The 16,271-nt window shown below is 40.9% G+C and carries 18 protein-coding genes; 13 read left to right on the top strand and 5 right to left on the bottom strand.

Going from position 1 to position 16,271, the window contains the following annotated elements; all coding sequences use genetic code 11:
* The first annotated feature begins 11 nt into the window (after window positions 1–11).
* Entirely contained in the window at window positions 12–1,454 is a 1,443-nt protein-coding gene (locus I4Q58_RS06075) for a hypothetical protein (RefSeq protein ID WP_203294845.1), read from the top strand.
* A gap of 3 nt (window positions 1,455–1,457) precedes the next feature.
* A complete protein-coding gene (locus I4Q58_RS06070; RefSeq protein WP_203294843.1) occupies window positions 1,458–2,360 on the top strand; it encodes a histone deacetylase family protein in 903 nt (300 codons plus the stop codon).
* A gap of 239 nt (window positions 2,361–2,599) precedes the next feature.
* Here I4Q58_RS06070 and I4Q58_RS06065 read toward each other — a convergent pair whose 3' ends face one another.
* Window positions 2,600–2,932 (bottom strand): single-stranded DNA-binding protein, encoded by a 333-nt coding sequence (locus tag I4Q58_RS06065; protein ID WP_203294841.1) that lies wholly within the window; start codon window positions 2,930–2,932, stop codon window positions 2,600–2,602.
* Between the two features lie 525 nt (window positions 2,933–3,457).
* On the opposite strand from I4Q58_RS06065, the gene I4Q58_RS06060 reads away from it, so the two are divergent.
* From I4Q58_RS06060 to I4Q58_RS06010, 11 genes are all read left to right on the top strand, one after another.
* Window positions 3,458–3,982 carry a GNAT family N-acetyltransferase gene (locus I4Q58_RS06060; protein WP_203294839.1) on the top strand — a complete coding sequence of 175 codons (525 nt, stop codon included), beginning with the start codon at window positions 3,458–3,460 and terminating at the stop codon, window positions 3,980–3,982.
* A 2-nt stretch (window positions 3,983–3,984) separates the two neighbouring features.
* Complete coding sequence (locus I4Q58_RS06055) at window positions 3,985–4,716, top strand: acetolactate decarboxylase (protein ID WP_236002849.1); 732 nt, start codon at window positions 3,985–3,987, stop codon at window positions 4,714–4,716.
* A 70-nt stretch (window positions 4,717–4,786) separates the two neighbouring features.
* Complete coding sequence (locus I4Q58_RS06050) at window positions 4,787–5,668, top strand: ATP-grasp domain-containing protein (protein WP_203294838.1); 882 nt, start codon at window positions 4,787–4,789, stop codon at window positions 5,666–5,668.
* Window positions 5,669–5,730: 62 nt separating this feature from the next.
* Entirely contained in the window at window positions 5,731–6,168 is a 438-nt protein-coding gene (locus tag I4Q58_RS06045; protein WP_203294836.1) for an ATP-dependent zinc protease family protein, read from the top strand.
* Window positions 6,168–7,040 carry a 30S ribosomal protein S6--L-glutamate ligase gene (rimK, locus tag I4Q58_RS06040; protein WP_203294834.1) on the top strand — a complete coding sequence of 291 codons (873 nt, stop codon included), beginning with the start codon at window positions 6,168–6,170 and terminating at the stop codon, window positions 7,038–7,040. The genes I4Q58_RS06045 and rimK overlap by 1 nt, the downstream gene beginning before the upstream one ends.
* A 3-nt stretch (window positions 7,041–7,043) precedes the next feature.
* Window positions 7,044–8,021, top strand: a complete 978-nt coding sequence (locus I4Q58_RS06035; protein ID WP_203294832.1) for a succinylglutamate desuccinylase/aspartoacylase family protein — start codon at window positions 7,044–7,046, stop codon at window positions 8,019–8,021.
* Window positions 8,014–8,574 (top strand): 5-formyltetrahydrofolate cyclo-ligase, encoded by a 561-nt coding sequence (locus tag I4Q58_RS06030; protein WP_203294830.1) that lies wholly within the window; start codon window positions 8,014–8,016, stop codon window positions 8,572–8,574. Before I4Q58_RS06035 ends, I4Q58_RS06030 begins: the two co-directional genes overlap by 8 nt.
* A 43-nt stretch (window positions 8,575–8,617) precedes the next feature.
* Complete coding sequence (locus I4Q58_RS06025) at window positions 8,618–8,902, top strand: CD225/dispanin family protein (RefSeq protein WP_203294828.1); 285 nt, start codon at window positions 8,618–8,620, stop codon at window positions 8,900–8,902.
* Window positions 8,892–9,305 carry a DUF2752 domain-containing protein gene (locus tag I4Q58_RS06020; RefSeq protein ID WP_203294825.1) on the top strand — a complete coding sequence of 138 codons (414 nt, stop codon included), beginning with the start codon at window positions 8,892–8,894 and terminating at the stop codon, window positions 9,303–9,305. The genes I4Q58_RS06025 and I4Q58_RS06020 overlap by 11 nt, the downstream gene beginning before the upstream one ends.
* Before the next feature lie 51 nt (window positions 9,306–9,356).
* Window positions 9,357–10,496 (top strand): PAS domain-containing sensor histidine kinase, encoded by a 1,140-nt coding sequence (locus I4Q58_RS06015; protein WP_203294824.1) that lies wholly within the window; start codon window positions 9,357–9,359, stop codon window positions 10,494–10,496.
* 30 nt (window positions 10,497–10,526) lie between these two features.
* The gene (locus I4Q58_RS06010) at window positions 10,527–10,946 is read left to right on the top strand and encodes a response regulator (RefSeq protein ID WP_203294822.1); all 420 of its coding nucleotides are present in this window, start codon (window positions 10,527–10,529) and stop codon (window positions 10,944–10,946) included.
* Here I4Q58_RS06010 and I4Q58_RS06005 read toward each other — a convergent pair.
* The 4 genes from I4Q58_RS06005 to ileS form a co-directional block, all read right to left on the bottom strand.
* The gene (locus I4Q58_RS06005) at window positions 10,943–11,557 is read right to left on the bottom strand and encodes a lipoprotein signal peptidase (RefSeq protein ID WP_203294820.1); all 615 of its coding nucleotides are present in this window, start codon (window positions 11,555–11,557) and stop codon (window positions 10,943–10,945) included. The genes I4Q58_RS06010 and I4Q58_RS06005 overlap by 4 nt on opposite strands.
* 62 nt (window positions 11,558–11,619) lie before the next feature.
* Window positions 11,620–12,267, bottom strand: a complete 648-nt coding sequence (locus tag I4Q58_RS06000; RefSeq protein WP_203294819.1) for a hypothetical protein — start codon at window positions 12,265–12,267, stop codon at window positions 11,620–11,622.
* A gap of 66 nt (window positions 12,268–12,333) precedes the next feature.
* Window positions 12,334–12,717, bottom strand: coding sequence for a TraR/DksA family transcriptional regulator (locus I4Q58_RS05995; RefSeq protein ID WP_203294817.1), 384 nt, complete (start codon window positions 12,715–12,717; stop codon window positions 12,334–12,336).
* A gap of 11 nt (window positions 12,718–12,728) precedes the next feature.
* A complete protein-coding gene (ileS, locus tag I4Q58_RS05990; RefSeq protein ID WP_203294815.1) occupies window positions 12,729–16,133 on the bottom strand; it encodes an isoleucine--tRNA ligase in 3,405 nt (1,134 codons plus the stop codon).
* Window positions 16,134–16,271 lie beyond the last annotated feature (138 nt).

Below are 16,271 nucleotides of genomic sequence, written 5' to 3'. Positions count from 1 at the left end.
TAGTCTATAAAATGAAACACTTTATATCCTTATTGTCCTTTTTAATAATTTGCATCACAGTACATGCGCAAAAAGAAGTTCTTGCTTTTACAATAAATAATGCAGAGAACGGAAATAGCGAAGGCTACTCTTTTTCCAATGAAGAAAATGGAGACCTCGCATTAGTACTTATGCAAAACAGAGAGGCACATGGAAATTTATTTGATTCAGATTTTAATAAAAAGGGATCTTTAGAGTCGGAGGTTATACGCAGAAAGTATAAGGATATAATTGGGTATAGCGTAAAAGGAAATAGCTACCGTGTTGTTGCGGCAACCAATAATAAAAGAAAATATGCTGTACAAACCTTTGACTTCGATTCAAAGTCCTCCTCTATCGAAGAATTGAAGTTTGATTTTGGAAAAGAGAAATTCTTAGAAACATTTCAGTTCAATAATGATCTGTATTTAATCACTGCCACTAAAGAAAACAAGTTTGTGCTACGAAAATTAGATGCAGCTAATACGTTTTCTGTGGTAAAAAGTTTTCCGATTGAAGTGGATCAAAAGGATCAAAAACTATTGAATAGTGGGTTTTTTACCGTTGGTTTATTTGGAAGTGCATCATCTAACGTCACAAAAATTGAGAACCGGGTTCCAAATGCAATTGAACAGACGGCAAATGCCAATAAACTTTATCAAAAGGATGACGTTTTATATTTAACATTGGAAAATGATGATGAATTGAAAACTAGTCTTCACATTATAGATTTAAATTCTTTAACGCTTACAACCAAGGTATATGATTATCCCAAAGGGAAAAAGGACGACTTAGAAACTTTTAACTCATTTATTCTTGATGATCGTATTATACAATTGGGGAGTAGTAGGGATGAAATGGTTATTCAAATTAAAGATTTTGATGGTTCGGTTTTCAAGGAGTATTATATCGATAGGGATGAACCTATTGCTATTAAAAATTCACCCATAATACAAGAAGGAAGAACTGCTTTGCCCTTTGTAAATAGAAGAGAAATGGAAGAAACATCGAAGTTTTTGCGTAAGGTGACCTCGGGCAAAATTGGGGTTACGGGTTACTTGGATAATGGAGAATATTATTTTACAATCGGGGGTTATAAGAATGTGCAAAGTGGAGGTGGTATGATGATGATGCCTGGTGGAGCGGGCACTTATACAAATGTATCGGCCGGAAACATCTCAATACCTACCTACAATCCAGTGTGGTATTCGTATACTTCTTATAACAGCACAAAATCAACTTTCTTCAATACAAGATTCGATTTGGATTATAATTATGTTGAGAAAGAAGAAGAAGCCAATATTTTTGAAAGGATTAAAGAATTTAAAAAAGAGGTAAAATACGATACAGCGGAAGATGTATTCTTCCATCAAGATAAACTCTATTTTGGGTATTTTGATAAGAAAGAAAAGAACTATTATTTGTATAAAATGTAATTATTGCTCAAAATAGCCCACAGCCCTATCTACAAACATTCCTTACCGGAAGGACATCGGTTTCCGATGGAGAAATATGAGCTGATTCCACAGCAGCTGCTATATGAGGGAACGTGTGCTGAAGATAATTTCTTTGCTCCCAACATGCCTTCCGATGAAGATATTTTGGCTGTACATGATACTGAATATGTTGAAAACCTACGAAACCTTTCGGTTGAAAGACGTGCTGCAAGAAAAATAGGCTTTCCGCTATCGGAGGGGTTGGTGAAGCGAGAACACATCATCACCCAAGGCACCATCGACGGCTGTCATTATGCTCTGGAATACGGTATTGCCATGAACATCGCGGGCGGAACGCATCATGCGTATGCCGGTCATGGGGAAGGGTTTTGCATCTTTAACGACCAAGCCGTGGCGGCACGACACTTACAAAGGAATACGTTAGCTTCCCAAATCTTGATCATCGATTTGGATGTTCATCAGGGGAATGGCACCGCAAAGATTTTTGAAAACGATCCGTCTGTATATACCTTCAGCATGCACGGGGCGGGAAACTATCCCTTTAAAAAAGAAAAAAGCGATTTGGATATTGGGTTGGCGGATGGCATTGGAGATGAAGAATACCTTCAGAAATTAAAAGATACCTTGCCCAACCTCATTGAGAGAGTGAAGCCAGAATTCGTATTTTATTTAAGCGGCGTTGATATTTTAGAAACCGATAAGTTGGGACGATTGGCGTGTACTGTTGAAGGCTGCAAGGAGCGCGATCGGTTTGTGCTGGAAACCCTTCGTGATAGAAAGTTGCCGGTTCAAGTAAGTATGGGCGGAGGCTATTCTAAAGAATTAAAAATTATCGTAGAGGCACACGCTAATACGTACCGATTGGCACAGGATTTGTTTTTCTGATGGATATATATTGGGAAATGTAGATGGGAAAGAAAAAGAAGGAGAAGAAGGGACTTAAGAAGAAATGTTGCGATAAATACCTTAAAAAGGGTGAGCACAAGCGCTGTAAACGGTGTCCCAGCTTCGATCTTCCAGAGTGGGAACGGAAAGAACGGTTTGAGAATCTTTCAATTTGTGGGATATAAAAAATAAAGCCCGGCGCAATGGCCAGGCTTTATCTATTTATAAATGATACTCACTTATTTACTCAACATCAACAGCTCATTACAAAGAATTTCGGTGATGTAGCGCTTGTTGCCATCCTTGTCCTCATACGAGCGATTCGTGAGTTTGCCTTCAACGGCAATTTCTTGTCCTTTGGTGACATAGTTTTCTACCACGTTCGTAAGACCGCCACGTACAATTACATTATGCCAATAAGCGCGTTCCACCTTCTCGCCGTTCTTGTCCTTGTAGCTGTCGTCTGTAGCCAAGGTGAATTTGGCCATTTTGTTACCATCCTTAAAGGTTACAATTTCTGGGTCTTGCCCTAAGCGTCCAATTAACTGTACTTTGTTTCTTAATGCGTTCATAATTTTTGATTTTTTAGGCCTGTATGACAACAGGCAGGTTAAACAGTTAAGATCAAAATCGAATGAGATCATCCGACAGGGCAAAGATGCGACGGCGGAAAAGCTTTAATCGGTTGGGAATCATTTACTTTCGTTTGAAGTTATTTGTAAACGTTTGTAATTGTTTAAAAATGGCGGGAAGTGCTATGAACAGAGGGATGAATCGATTTCAATTAAAATTAAACAAGTATGACATTTCTCCTGTTTAAATAGGTATTTCAGTGCTACTTTTCTGAAAAATAACACACTCATGTCACTTATAACTAAAATAATCATCATTCTAATCGTAGTTCATTTGGTGGTCGGATTCGGTTGGCTTATCTACAAATTGGGACCGACGAAATATAATAAAGACAAGGAACAAGACTAACTAAATACCGCGTTCCCAATTTGTTTTTAAGAAATTTGGAAAGGGAACAAACATGACCGATAAACCATTTTTAAAAAATTTGACGAATTTTAAGGATTTATATACTGATTAAAGTAATGACTTACAAAACATTTGAAACCGAACGTTTATGGCTTCGACCTACTTCAACAGAAGACGCCAGCTTTATCTTTGAACTATTGAATTCACCTAAATGGTTACAGTATATAGGAGATCGAAATCTTAAAAGTGAAGACGACGCGAAACGCTATATCGAAGAACGAATGCTTCCACAATTGAAGCGCCTGGGCTATGCCAATAATACTGTGATTCGAAAAACCGATGGCGTTAAAATAGGAACTTGTGGCCTGTACGATCGGGAAGGTGTTGAAGGCGTCGATATTGGGTATGCCTTTTTACCTCAATTTGAAGGAAAAGGCTATGCGTATGAAGCTGCCAATAGATTAAAACAAGCTGCTTTTACAAATTTCAATATTGCGGTTTTGAACGCTTATACGTCAGAAGAAAACAGGGCCTCGCAACGCTTGCTCGGAAAACTTGGTTTCACTTTGAAGGGACTTGTTTACCTTCCGAATGATGACAAAGAATTACTTTTGTTTCAACTAAACCGTGCAACAGAATAAAGATGAAATATATACTCACTTATGGTTGTCTGATATTTTTTTTACTATCGGCATGTAATTCAAAAGAAAAAGAAGGTGCCGAAAAAAGTTCCTATGAGGTCGTTGCTACCGCTGCCATGAAAGATGTGATGTGGAAAGGCAAATTGGGACCTGCGATTGCCTTCGATACACTTCAACCTAAAAAGGGATTGTACGGACTGGGACCGTCGAGTTATTTAAGGGGCGAGATCATGATCTTGGATAGTGAAACCTATGTTTCCAAGGTAACATCAGATTCAACCATGACCGTTTCAATTTCAGAAGAAGCTTCCGCGCCCTTTTTTGTGCATTCGTATATTTCCGATTGGGAAGAAGTAAAAATTCCCGACACGGTTCAAACACTTCAACAATTAGAGAAATTTATCGATCAAGTTTCCCAAGATAACGATAGACCTTTTCCCTTTTTGGTGAAGGGAACGGTTACTTCAGCAACCATACACGTCCAAAATCTTCCGAAGGGAACCACCGTATCGTCACCTGCCGAAGCACATCAAGGGCAAACAAACTATAAACTTCAGAATAAAAAAGTAACGATGCTCGGCTTTTTTTCAACCGAACATCAAGGCATATTTACCCATCACGACTCTTACCTTCACATTCATCTGATTACAGAAGATAGATCCAAAATGGGGCATTTAGATGAAGCAGTATTCCATTCTATTTCATTATTTCTTCCAAGGGATAGTGAAAAATAATTTCTTCCAAGAGGCTCATGGTTGTAGTCACCCCAAATTTACGTTACATTCGTGTTTCTAATAATTTAGTATGAACATCGCCATTCTCTCGCGGGGCTATTCCTTATACTCAACCCAAAGCTTGCTGAAAGCTGGGGAAGCGCGAAACCACAATATGGAAGTGCTAGATCCGCAACATTGCACCCTAGCAGTCGAGCAGGGGGAACCAAAGTTATATTTTCGGGATGAGGTAGTGGACGATCTTCATGCGGTTATCCCTAGAATTGGAGCTTCCCATACATTTTATGGCGCTAATGTCGTTAGGCATTTTCAAAGTATGGACGTGTTTTCGACGGTAAAGGCACATGGCATTTTGCAATCGCGCGATAAATGGCATTCGTTTCAGGTATTGGCGGCGGCAAACGTTGCGGTTCCGAATACGGCATTGGTAGATTATAGCGATTATGAATTACAATTAAAGCGCTTTCCGTCTGGCCCTATCATCATAAAAGTATTGGAGGGTACGCACGGCCACGGTGTCATTCTAGCTGAAAGTCGCGAAAAAGCGTTACCCATTATCGAAACTTTATTGACAGGTCGACAGCGTTTCGTGATACAGGAATATATTGAAGAAAGCAACGGCTGCGATATACGAGCTATTGTTGTAGATGGTGTTGTGGTAGCAGCGATGAAACGGCAGAGCAAGGATGGCGATTTTCGGTCTAATCTCCATCGCGGTGGTTCTTCTTCAGAAATTAAACTAAGCCACGATGAAGAACGAAGTGCTATTCGAGCGGCCAAGGCGTTAAAACTCGGAGTATGCGGTGTAGATATATTGCAATCGGAACGTGGCCCATTGGTTTTGGAAGTAAATTCTACTCCCGGTTTGGAGGGTATTGAAACCACTACGGGAAGAAGTGTTTCCAAAAGTATTATTGGCTATATTGAACGCAACAAACCGCGTGGGTCTTAAAGTTTTCCTAAACACATTTCTACTTTTTCCGGTTGGCAACCGATTTTGCTATCTTAAGAAATATGAAAGACAAAAAACCTGTAATCGGACGTATAGATAAAGCCGATTTTCCTGTATTAGGATTGGAAAATATTGACATTAAAGTCGATACGGGCGCTTTTACCTCCTCTATTCATTGTCACGACATGGAAATTGAAGATGATTTGCTGAAATGTCGCTTCCTCGATCCCGAACATCCACTATACCATCAAAAGGAATTTGTTTTTGAAAACTTTGATCAAAAGGAAGTAAAAAGTAGCAATGGACAGGTAGAACAACGGTATCGTATTGAAACTGAAATCGTATTGTTCGATACTACCTATCCTATTTTCTTGACCTTAACCGATCGAAAAGCAATGAAATTCCCCGTACTTTTGGGTCGAAACTTCTTGACCAAAAAATTTGTGGTGGATAGCAACCGAACGAACCTATCCTATAAAATGAAAAGCAAACAAGCATAATGAACATCAAGATATTATCGGCAAATGCCAATCTATATTCAACCAAACGACTGGTTGAAGCTGCCAAGAAGCGCAAGCATGAGGTGGAAGTTATTAACCATACCAAATGCGATATTGTTATCGAAAAGAAAAACCCATGTATCTATTACAGGGGAAAAGTGCTGAGTCCGACCGATGCCGTTATTCCGAGAATCGGTGCCTCGGTAACCTTTTATGGAACGGCAGTAGTTCGTCAGTTTGAAATGATGCGAGTGTTTTCTACCACCGAATCGATGGCATTGGTCCGTTCTCGTGATAAATTGCGAAGCCTCCAGATTTTATCCAGGTCCGGTCTTGGAATGCCAAAAACTGTTTTCACAAATTATTCCCGAAACGTAAAGGAAATCGTGGAGCAGGCAGGTGGTGCACCAGTCATCATCAAATTATTGGAAGGGACGCAAGGTTTAGGGGTTATTTTAGCAGAAACCAAAAAGGCAGCCGAATCGGTAATCGAAGCCTTTAATAATCTGCAAGCCCGCGTTATTGTGCAAGAGTATATAAAAGAAGCAAAAGGAGCAGATATTAGGGCGTTCGTTGTTAATGGTCATGTCGTCGGAGCGATGAAGCGACAAGCAGTAGATGGTGAATTCCGTTCGAATTTACATAGGGGTGGTTCGGCAACCGTTATTCAGCTTTCCGATGAAGAGGAAATAGCAGCCATTAAAGCCGCCAAGGCTTTAGGCTTGGATATTGCGGGAGTGGATATGTTACAAAGCGACCGCGGCCCATTGGTGTTGGAAGTGAATTCTTCACCAGGTTTGGAAGGTATCGAAAAGGCAACTGGGAAGGATATTGCAACCATTATAATAAAGTATATCGAGAAAAACGTTTAGCATATGGCTTCGGAACAGGAAGATTTAATCATACTCGACCAAAAAATCGGTCCTGGCGAACGCAAGGTAATCGATTTCAGCATTGCGAAGCTGTATACATCGACCAAGGTTGAAATTCCTGTAATTATTGAAAGAGCCAAAAAGCCCGGACCTACAGTTTTAATCACGGCTGGGATTCATGGCGATGAAATTAATGGGGTTGAAATCGTTCGACAACTGATTGCCAAGAAAATCAATCGACCCAAGATTGGAACCATCATCTGCATCCCTATTCTTAACATATTCGGATTTTTAAATACCCAACGCGAATTTCCTGATGGAAAGGACCTGAACCGTAAGTTTCCAGGAACCAAAACGGGCTCTTTAGCGAGTCGCGTAGCCTATCATTTCACCAAAAGTATTTTGCCGCATGCCGACTATTGCCTCGATTTCCATACGGGAGGTGCTAGTCGCTTTAATGCGCCCCAGGTTCGGGTAAAGCCGAACGATGAAGGTTCCTTGGAATTGGCAAAAATCTTCAACAGTCCGTTCACGGTCTATTCATCCCTTATCAAAAACTCCTATCGCGCCACCTGCGACCAAAAGAACATTCCAGTGTTATTATACGAAGGTGGGAAGTCACTGGAAAGTCATAAAGACATTGTAACCCACGGCGTTGAGGGTGTCATGCGCATCTTGAATCATTTGGATATGTTACGACGTAAGTTTGAAGTGCCTGAAACTACTTCGGAAACTGTCGTAATTGAAAAAAGTCGATGGATCCGTGCGCAGCGAAGCGGGTTGCTTCACGTGAAGATACCTTGTAACAAGCATGTAGAAAAGGGAGAGTTTTTGGCTACCATCACCGATCCGTATGGCACGATGCGCCATAAAGTTATCGCACCCAATGAAGGGTATATTATAAATGTGAATCAGGCACCAATTGTTCACCAAGGTGATGCGATTTTTCATATTTCAACTGAAACTGCGACAAATGGATAAGCGGACACTTCGGAAAGAATACCGTATGCGAAGAGCCTCGTTAAGCGATGACGAAGTAGAAGAACTGAGCTTGAAAATAGCGAACCAAGCGCTAACCCTTCCCCTTTGGGAAAAGGAGTATTATCATATATTTCTTCCCATTTCAAACAAAAAAGAAGTCAATACCGAATACTTGCTTCAGATTCTTCACGGAAAGGATAAGAGTATTGTCGTGCCGAAAGCACGTTTTGAAGATCGTGAGATGGACCATATCCTACTTCAGGATAACACCAAAATTGCCATAACCGATATGGGCATTCCAGAACCGGTTTCAGGTATAGAGGTACCGGCAGAACAACTGGATGTCATTTTTGTTCCATTGTTGGCCTACGATGAGCAAGGCAATCGCATTGGTTATGGAAAAGGTTTCTACGACCGCTTCCTTTCAAAGTGTAAAAGGGATGCTAGATTTATAGGGCTTTCTTTTTTTCCGCCAGAGAAAAATATCTTCTTTGAGAGTACCGATGTTCCCTTGCATAGTTGCATCACACCCGAGAAAGTCTTTCATTTTTAGAAATACTATCCTATCTTAGCCATCAACTAAAAACCAATCAACCATGGAAAATCTATCCAATCAACCTCCAAAGCCCGATAACCATTTGGTTTGGGCCATTCTAAGTACGGTACTATGTTGCTTGCCACTTGGAATTGTTTCAATTATAAAATCAACAAAAGTGAATGAGCACTATGCTGCCGGTCATTACGACGAAGCACAGAAAGCATCTGAAGAAGCCAAAAAGTGGGCTATTTGGAGTGCCGTGGCTGCCATTGCTGTTTGGGTGATTTATTTTATCCTTATTGGAATAGGTGTTGCAGGAGGCATTATGAGTGGTGGTTACTAAAAAGGCCATATGGATATTCGTCGGTGGATTGATGGCTGTTGCCTTTCTGGTGCTATTTTCGGTCTTCAATCCACTCGAGTATTCTTTTTTTCCTTCCTGTCCCTTTCATAGTCTAACAGGCTTACATTGTCCTGGCTGTGGGTCGCAACGCGCCATTCACCTGCTGCTTCATGGCGAATTCTGGCAAGCCTTCCAAATGAATGCGCTTTTACTTCTTACATTGCCTATTTTGCTTTACGCACTGGGACTTCGCATTTATAATTACGTAAAGGATACAAAACATCGCGTTTCTATATTTTATAAGAACAGTTTTGTGAAAGCTTTTGCCATTCTTGTCGTATTGTTTTGGGTGGCAAGAAATCTGCCATTCGACCCATTTATTTACTTGGCGCCCAATATCTAAGTATGCAATCGAAAAAAATCCCTATCTTTTGAGTCCCAATACTTGTGGTATATGCAACTGTCAGTGAAAGGAAACAATAGCAGTATTCTCAAAAGAGGAATGAAGAAATCGGCATTGGAAGACCCATTTTCCGACTTTTATTATAAAGAACTTGCCCAATTGACCGCCGCGGGTAGTTGGAAGGTCGATTTTTTGGCGAAGAAAAGTTATTTGGATGAAGAGGGACGTCGTATCTTGAAAGTTCCTGAAAACTTTCGTCCTTCCCTTAACGATGGTTTGCGTTTTTATGCCCCAGAAGAACACGAAAGAGTGTTTGAACTTTACAATCAATGCGCAACCGGAACCCCTTTTAGTACTACCGTGAAAATGCTTTCCTACGACCAAAAGCTATTTTGGGCACGCGCTACGGGCAATCCTATCTTTAATGAGAAAAAGGAAGTAATCGGTATTCGAGGGGTGTTTCAGGATATGAATGCTGAAAAGGTGAAGCAACTTGATCTTCAGAATTCACTTTCACTGGTTGAATCGCAGAATAAACGGCTTATCAACTTTGCCCACATTGTTTCACACAATTTACGCTCGCATGCCAGTAATCTTCAACTTACATTAGAATTGTTGAAGTCGATTGAGGATGAAAAGGAAGAAGCAGAGTTAATGCAAAGTATCTATGACATTTCAAAAGGTCTGAATGCTACTATTAGTCATTTAAGTGAAGTAGCCTCTGTTCAAAATAAAGCTACAGATGGCAGAAAAACAGTCCGTTTTGAAGAAATATTACAAGAAGTATTACATTCCCTGAATAGAAAAATAATAAAAAGTGAAGCTCAGATTTATTACGATTTTTCTGAGCTAGAGGAAATAGCGTATGTCCCCGCCTATATGGAAAGCATTCTCTTGAACCTCATTACCAATGCCATAAAATATAAACATCCAGATCGAGTGCCCTCCATCAACATTTTCACCTATACAGAAGGTGAAGATAGATTTTTGAAAGTGCAAGACAATGGACTCGGAATCGATCTTGAAAAATATGGCGACCGAATTTTTAATATGTATCAAACCTTTCATGACCACGAAGAGGCTGTAGGAGTTGGCCTATTCATCACTAAAAACCAAATAGAGATTTTAAAAGGAACGATAATGGTGGAAAGCGAACCTCAAAAAGGTTCCACCTTCACAATAAAATTTTAACTAACCAACATATTACTAACTCAAAAATTTATGACGACTCCTCCTGTTAAGCTTGCATGCGTTATCGACGACGATAACGTATATGTAAACCTGGTCAAAAAGGTTGTAGAACTTAAAAAACTATGCGAAAAGCTCCTCATCTTTAGAAATGGCAAAGAAGCGTTAGACTACTTTTCCGCACTATACGAAGATCGCGATGCTTCCGTTTTTCCCGAGCTAATATTACTCGACCTTAATATGCCCGTTATGAACGGCTGGGATTTCTTACAGAACTTTTCTCAAGTAACAACAGCCTCAGAATTACCCGGATCGCTATATATAGTAAGCTCATCCGACGATGCTTCAGAAATCGATAAAGCGAAATCGTATGGTTTGGTAAGCGACTACCTTATCAAGCCGCTTAATCTGATGCAATTTGAAAACCTGTTTTTTAAAAGGGTAAGTGCTTAGTCTTCAGATTTTTTATCGCTAGGGAATGCCTTCTTGTGGAAGATAAGCAATAATGCTACCCCTACGCTTATGGAAGTATCCGCAATATTGAAGACGGGTTCAAAGAAAGTGAAATAATCGCCTCCCCAAAAAGGAATCCATTCAGGCAAATAGCCTTTCCACAGCGGAAAATAGAGCATGTCGACTACCTTCCCGTGAAACAGCGTGCCATAACCACCAGCTTCTGGGAACATTGCCGCTACTTGGTGATGGCTGTCCTCAAAGATAATTCCGTAAAAAACGGAATCGATGATATTCCCCATCGCACCTGCGAAAATCAAGGCAATAGAAACAATTAGTACGCGAGAAGCATGCTTTCGGACGGAATCCCAAAGCCAATACCCGATTCCCACTATGGCTACAAGTCTGAACAATGTTAATGCTAATTTCCCGTATTCCCCAGGGATTTTGGCGCCCCAGGCCATTCCTTCATTTTCCACAAATAGGATACGGAACCATTCGAACACCTCGACTTCCTCACCCAATACAAAATGGGTCTTGATATAAATCTTTGAAATCTGGTCGATTAAGAGGACCAAGATGATCAGAAGAATGGCTTTATTCAATTTCATGCAGCAATAGTTTTGAAAGTGCGCACCGATTTTTCAATAGGCGACGCGCAAAAATAATCATATTATTCTGTATACCGTAGGTGAATATTTCCGAAGCGACTTTCGGCTGTAATTCGCCAGCGACCTTTATTGTTTAATTCATTAATAACGTCACCATATTCTGAAACAGCTTCGCCAGAAACCCGTTGTTCGGCCACGACCTCAATCGTTCCCGTAAGGCTTTGTAATTCCGCATTACCTGAAAAATCCAGTAGTTCACAGCGTCCTTCTTCCAACGACGTTGAGAAATTAGAATAGTGGCCGGTTGCCAAAACATTCGCTTTTTTAGATTGAATACGAACAGTATATTTTTTCGGGACCTCCAATACCATCTCCATCGCCAATACTTTATGAGCAGCTAGTTTATCGTTCTTTGGGTGAAAGAAACTAGGGAATCCCGTTGTGATGTGAAGTGTCTTTCTGGTATCTGAAGGGTTCAGCAATGTATCTGAAACCTGTACCACAGCATTTTCTGAAGTTTCACCAGCGATATAGGTCGAAAGCTTGATTTTGGTCGTTTCACCATTGGTTACCTTCACACTAAAAAGTTGGTCCGATACAATCTCTATTGCTTTATAAGCATGACTATCCCATTCCTTTTGAAGAACTTTCTGGGCAGTACCTATAAGGGGTGCAATAAAACAGAAATAAAGAAAAATGTTTCTAAGCATAACAAAGCCCCAAGGGTATTGGGGCTATTTCATTCAAAGATTGTATCTCGCGAGATGCGCGAAGATTTATTTTTGCATATTCTTAGCCTCGATGCTCAACGTAGCATGCGGAACCAAGCGCAAACGATCTGGATTGATCAATTTGCCAGTTACGCGACACACTCCATAGGTCTTGTTCTCGATACGGATAATAGCATTCTTAAGGTCGCGGATAAACTTCTCCTGACGAATGGCCAATTGCGAATTCGCCTCCTTACTCATAACTTCACTTCCTTCATCGAAAGCTTTAAAAGTAGGTGAGGTGTCATCGGTTCCGTTATTACTGTCATTTTTATAGGCACTTTTAATCAATTCCAATTGTGCCTTCGCCTTGTCAATCTTTTCTTGGATAAGGGTTCTGAATTCCTCCAGTTCCTTATCGCTATACCGGTTTTTTACATCTTCTGCCATAATACTAATTCTTAATGTTTTTTGATATTCAATTTGGTCTCGATACCGTCAAACGCAATTTCTGTTCCGTTTTGTACGGCGTCTTCAAACTTCAGTATCGCCGTTAATGTTTCTTCTTTAATATAGGTTAGGTTTTCGGTAACCGCTGGTTTCAATTCGGCATCTTCCTGAAGCGTTACTTCTACGCGATCGGTTACTTCAAACCCAGAGTCTTTTCGTAAGTTTTGAATTCGATTGACAAGCTCTCTTGCAATTCCTTCTTTTTTCAATTCTGGAGTCACGGTAACATCTAAAGCAACCGTTACGCCGCCAGTATTGGCAACTAACCAACCTTCAACATCCTGGGAACTAATCAATACGTCATCGAGGCTCAATGTAACGTTTTTTCCGTTAATGGAAACTGATATTTCCCCATCTTTTTCCAAGGTAGCGATTTCTTCCTGACCGAATCTAGCAATCGTGCCTGCTACCTGCTTCATCTCTTTTCCAAAACGGGGTCCCAATTTGGCAAAATCAGGCTTGATCTGCTTCACCAAAATACCGGAACCTTCATCTATTAGCTCAATCTCCTTCACATTAACCTCCGATTTAATCAAATCGGCTACCGCTTCAATTTCTTTACGTGTGTCATCATTCAACACTGGAATCATAATTTTTTGGAGCGGCTGACGAACCTTTATCTTCTCTTTCTGACGTAACGAGAGGACCAAACTACTTATTGTTTGTGCACGTTGCATTTTTCGTTCCAAGGTTTTGTCGATAAATGCTTCATTCGCCACAGGAAAGTCGCTTAAGTGAACCGATTCTTTTTCTTCTTTTACAACTCCTTTCATCAAATCCTGATACAAACGATCCATAAAGAAGGGCGCTACAGGAGCGCTCAGTCGTGCCACGGTTTCCAAACAGCTAAAAAGGGTTTGATAGGCCGATATCTTATCATCGTTATAGCTTCCCTTCCAATATCTTCTTCTGCTCAGACGAACAAACCAGTTGCTGAGGTTTTCCTGTACGAATTCTGAAATGGCGCGCGTTGCCTTCGTTGGCTCATAATCGGCGTAAAAAGCATCCACTTTTTTGATAAGCGTATGTAATTCTGAAAGAATCCATCTGTCGATTTCTGGACGTTTCTCGAAAGCAATGTCTTTTTCACTATAATTGAAATCGTCCAAATTCGCATACAAGCTGAAGAAACTATAGGTATTGTAAAGCGTTCCGAAGAACTTATTGCGTACTTCTGAAATTCCATCGCTGTCAAATTTCAAATTGTCCCAAGGATTCGCATTGCTAATCATATACCAGCGTGTAGCATCCGGGCCATAGGTTTCCAAGGTTTCAAAGGGATCGACAGCATTGCCCAATCGTTTCGACATCTTTTGGCCGTTTTTATCCAAGACCAAGCCGTTACTCACGACATTTTTATACGCGACATCATCAAAAATCATCGTCGCAATGGCGTGAAGGGTATAGAACCATCCACGGGTTTGATCGACACCTTCCGCGATAAAATCGGCTTTACGCCACGTATTTTCAACTTTTTCCTTATTCTCGAAGGGGTAATGCCATTGGGCATAAGGCATACTGCCACTGTCGAACCAAACATCGATAAGGTCGGCTTCGCGCTTCATCGGTTTACCGCCATCGGAAACCAGGATAATATCGTCTACAATATTTTTGTGAAGATCGACCGTTTCATAATTCTCTTCTGAAAAATCACCTACTTTGAAATCCGCAAAAATGTCTTTCTCCATTACGCCGGCTTCAACCGCTTTCTGCATTTCAGCCTTTAACTCTTCAACGCTGCCGATACATTTTTCCTCTTTCCCGTCTTCGGTACGCCAGATGGGAAGTGGAATTCCCCAATACCGCGAACGTGAAAGGTTCCAGTCGTTGGCATTGGCAAGCCAATTTCCGAAGCGACCTTCACCCGTAGCTGCAGGCTTCCAGTTTATGGTTTGATTCAATTCGAACATGCGATCCTTAAAATCGGTGGCCTTAATAAACCATGAGTCCAATGGATAATACAAGATAGGCTTATCGGTTCGCCAGCAATTTGGATAACTGTGAACGTATTTTTCAACATGGAAGGCCTTGTTTTCCTCCTTTAGTTTTATGACGATTTCAACATCTACAGATTTCTCGGGTGCTTCGCCATCGGCATAGTATTCATTTTTTACATACTTCCCAGCCAACTCATCCATTTCTGGTCGGAACTTTCCTTGCAAGTTGACCAAAGGCACTAAGTTGTCGTTTTCATCTTTTACCAACAGTGGTGGGACTTCTGGTGTCGCCTCCTTCGCTACTTTGGCATCGTCGGCACCAAAGGTTGGAGCGGTGTGTACAATTCCGGTACCATCTTCCGTCGTAACGAAATCGCCCGCAATAACGCGGAAAGCGTTTTCTGGGTTGCCATACGGCTTGGCGTATGGTAATAGTTGTTCGTATCGAATACCAACCAAATCGCTTCCCTTAAATTCTTTTACGATATAATAAGGAATTTTTTTATCGCCCTGCTTGTAGCCGTCAAGGGCTTCTTCATTGTCTTTTTTATCGTACTTCCCGCCAAATTGTTTTTCAACCAAACTTTTGGCAAGTATTACATTAATCGGTTCGAAAGTATATTGATTGAAGCTTTTCACCAATACATAATCGATCTTCGGACCAACCGTCAATGCCGTATTACTCGGTAAGGTCCATGGCGTGGTCGTCCATGCCAAAAAATAGATGGTGTTGCTTTCTTCGGCAAGAAAATCGGGAAGTGTATCAGCAATTGCCTTAAATTGGGCAACGGCCGTAGTATCGGTAACATCCTGATAGGTGCCCGGTTGGTTTAGCTCGTGTGAGCTTAGTCCCGTTCCAGCTTTAGGAGAGTATGGCTGAATGGTATAGCCTTTATACATCAGCCCTTTATTGTAAACCTCTTTCAACAGCCACCAAACCGTTTCCATGTATTTCGACTTGTAGGTGATGTAGGGATCGTCCATATCAACCCAATAGCCATAATCTTCCGTAAGTCGATTCCATACATCGGTATAGCGCATGACCGCTTTTCGGCACGCTTCATTATAGGCTTCAACAGAAATCTTTTTACCGATATCTTCCTTGGTGATGCCGAGTTCCTTTTCAACCCCTAATTCTATGGGCAGGCCGTGGGTATCCCATCCTGCTTTTCGTTCTACCTTAAACCCTTTCTGGGTTTTATAGCGACAAAAAATATCCTTGATGGTACGCGCCATCACGTGGTGAATACCCGGTAGTCCGTTTGCTGAAGGCGGTCCTTCAAAGAACACAAAAGGCGTCTTGTCCTCACGAATTTCAATACTCTTTTCGAAGATGTTCTCTTCTTTCCAAAAGTTGCGTATATCCTTTCCGAGTTGTGGGAGATCCAATCCCTTGTATTCCTTAAATTTGGTACTCATCGCCTTACGGTTTCAATTATTCAATATCTTGTTACAAAGATTGGCGCGAAAGTACGCAATTTTGCTGAAAATAACCATACTGAAACGCAGCCAATTATAAGGCTTTGTTGCTATAAAACAGGAGGTAGCGACATACTT

It is taken from the genome of Luteirhabdus pelagi (assembly GCF_016827595.1).
Taxonomy (GTDB): Bacteria; Bacteroidota; Bacteroidia; order Flavobacteriales; family Flavobacteriaceae; genus Luteirhabdus; species Luteirhabdus pelagi.
Note: the sequence above shows the minus strand (reverse complement) of the source record. Positions and strands in the feature narration are given on the sequence as shown.

Coding starts and splice junctions, on each gene's coding strand:
- I4Q58_RS06075 (WP_203294845.1), top strand. CDS start 12: ATGAAACACTTTATATCCTTATTGTCCTTTTTAATAATTTGCATCACA.
- I4Q58_RS06065 (WP_203294841.1), bottom strand. CDS start 2,932: ATGAACGCATTAAGAAACAAAGTACAGTTAATTGGACGCTTAGGGCAA.
- I4Q58_RS06060 (WP_203294839.1), top strand. CDS start 3,458: ATGACTTACAAAACATTTGAAACCGAACGTTTATGGCTTCGACCTACT.
- I4Q58_RS06055 (WP_236002849.1), top strand. CDS start 3,985: ATGAAATATATACTCACTTATGGTTGTCTGATATTTTTTTTACTATCG.
- I4Q58_RS06050 (WP_203294838.1), top strand. CDS start 4,787: ATGAACATCGCCATTCTCTCGCGGGGCTATTCCTTATACTCAACCCAA.
- I4Q58_RS06045 (WP_203294836.1), top strand. CDS start 5,731: ATGAAAGACAAAAAACCTGTAATCGGACGTATAGATAAAGCCGATTTT.
- rimK (WP_203294834.1), top strand. CDS start 6,168: ATGAACATCAAGATATTATCGGCAAATGCCAATCTATATTCAACCAAA.
- I4Q58_RS06035 (WP_203294832.1), top strand. CDS start 7,044: ATGGCTTCGGAACAGGAAGATTTAATCATACTCGACCAAAAAATCGGT.
- I4Q58_RS06030 (WP_203294830.1), top strand. CDS start 8,014: ATGGATAAGCGGACACTTCGGAAAGAATACCGTATGCGAAGAGCCTCG.
- I4Q58_RS06025 (WP_203294828.1), top strand. CDS start 8,618: ATGGAAAATCTATCCAATCAACCTCCAAAGCCCGATAACCATTTGGTT.
- I4Q58_RS06015 (WP_203294824.1), top strand. CDS start 9,357: ATGCAACTGTCAGTGAAAGGAAACAATAGCAGTATTCTCAAAAGAGGA.
- I4Q58_RS06010 (WP_203294822.1), top strand. CDS start 10,527: ATGACGACTCCTCCTGTTAAGCTTGCATGCGTTATCGACGACGATAAC.
- I4Q58_RS06005 (WP_203294820.1), bottom strand. CDS start 11,557: ATGAAATTGAATAAAGCCATTCTTCTGATCATCTTGGTCCTCTTAATC.
- I4Q58_RS06000 (WP_203294819.1), bottom strand. CDS start 12,267: ATGCTTAGAAACATTTTTCTTTATTTCTGTTTTATTGCACCCCTTATA.
- I4Q58_RS05995 (WP_203294817.1), bottom strand. CDS start 12,717: ATGGCAGAAGATGTAAAAAACCGGTATAGCGATAAGGAACTGGAGGAA.
- ileS (WP_203294815.1), bottom strand. CDS start 16,133: ATGAGTACCAAATTTAAGGAATACAAGGGATTGGATCTCCCACAACTC.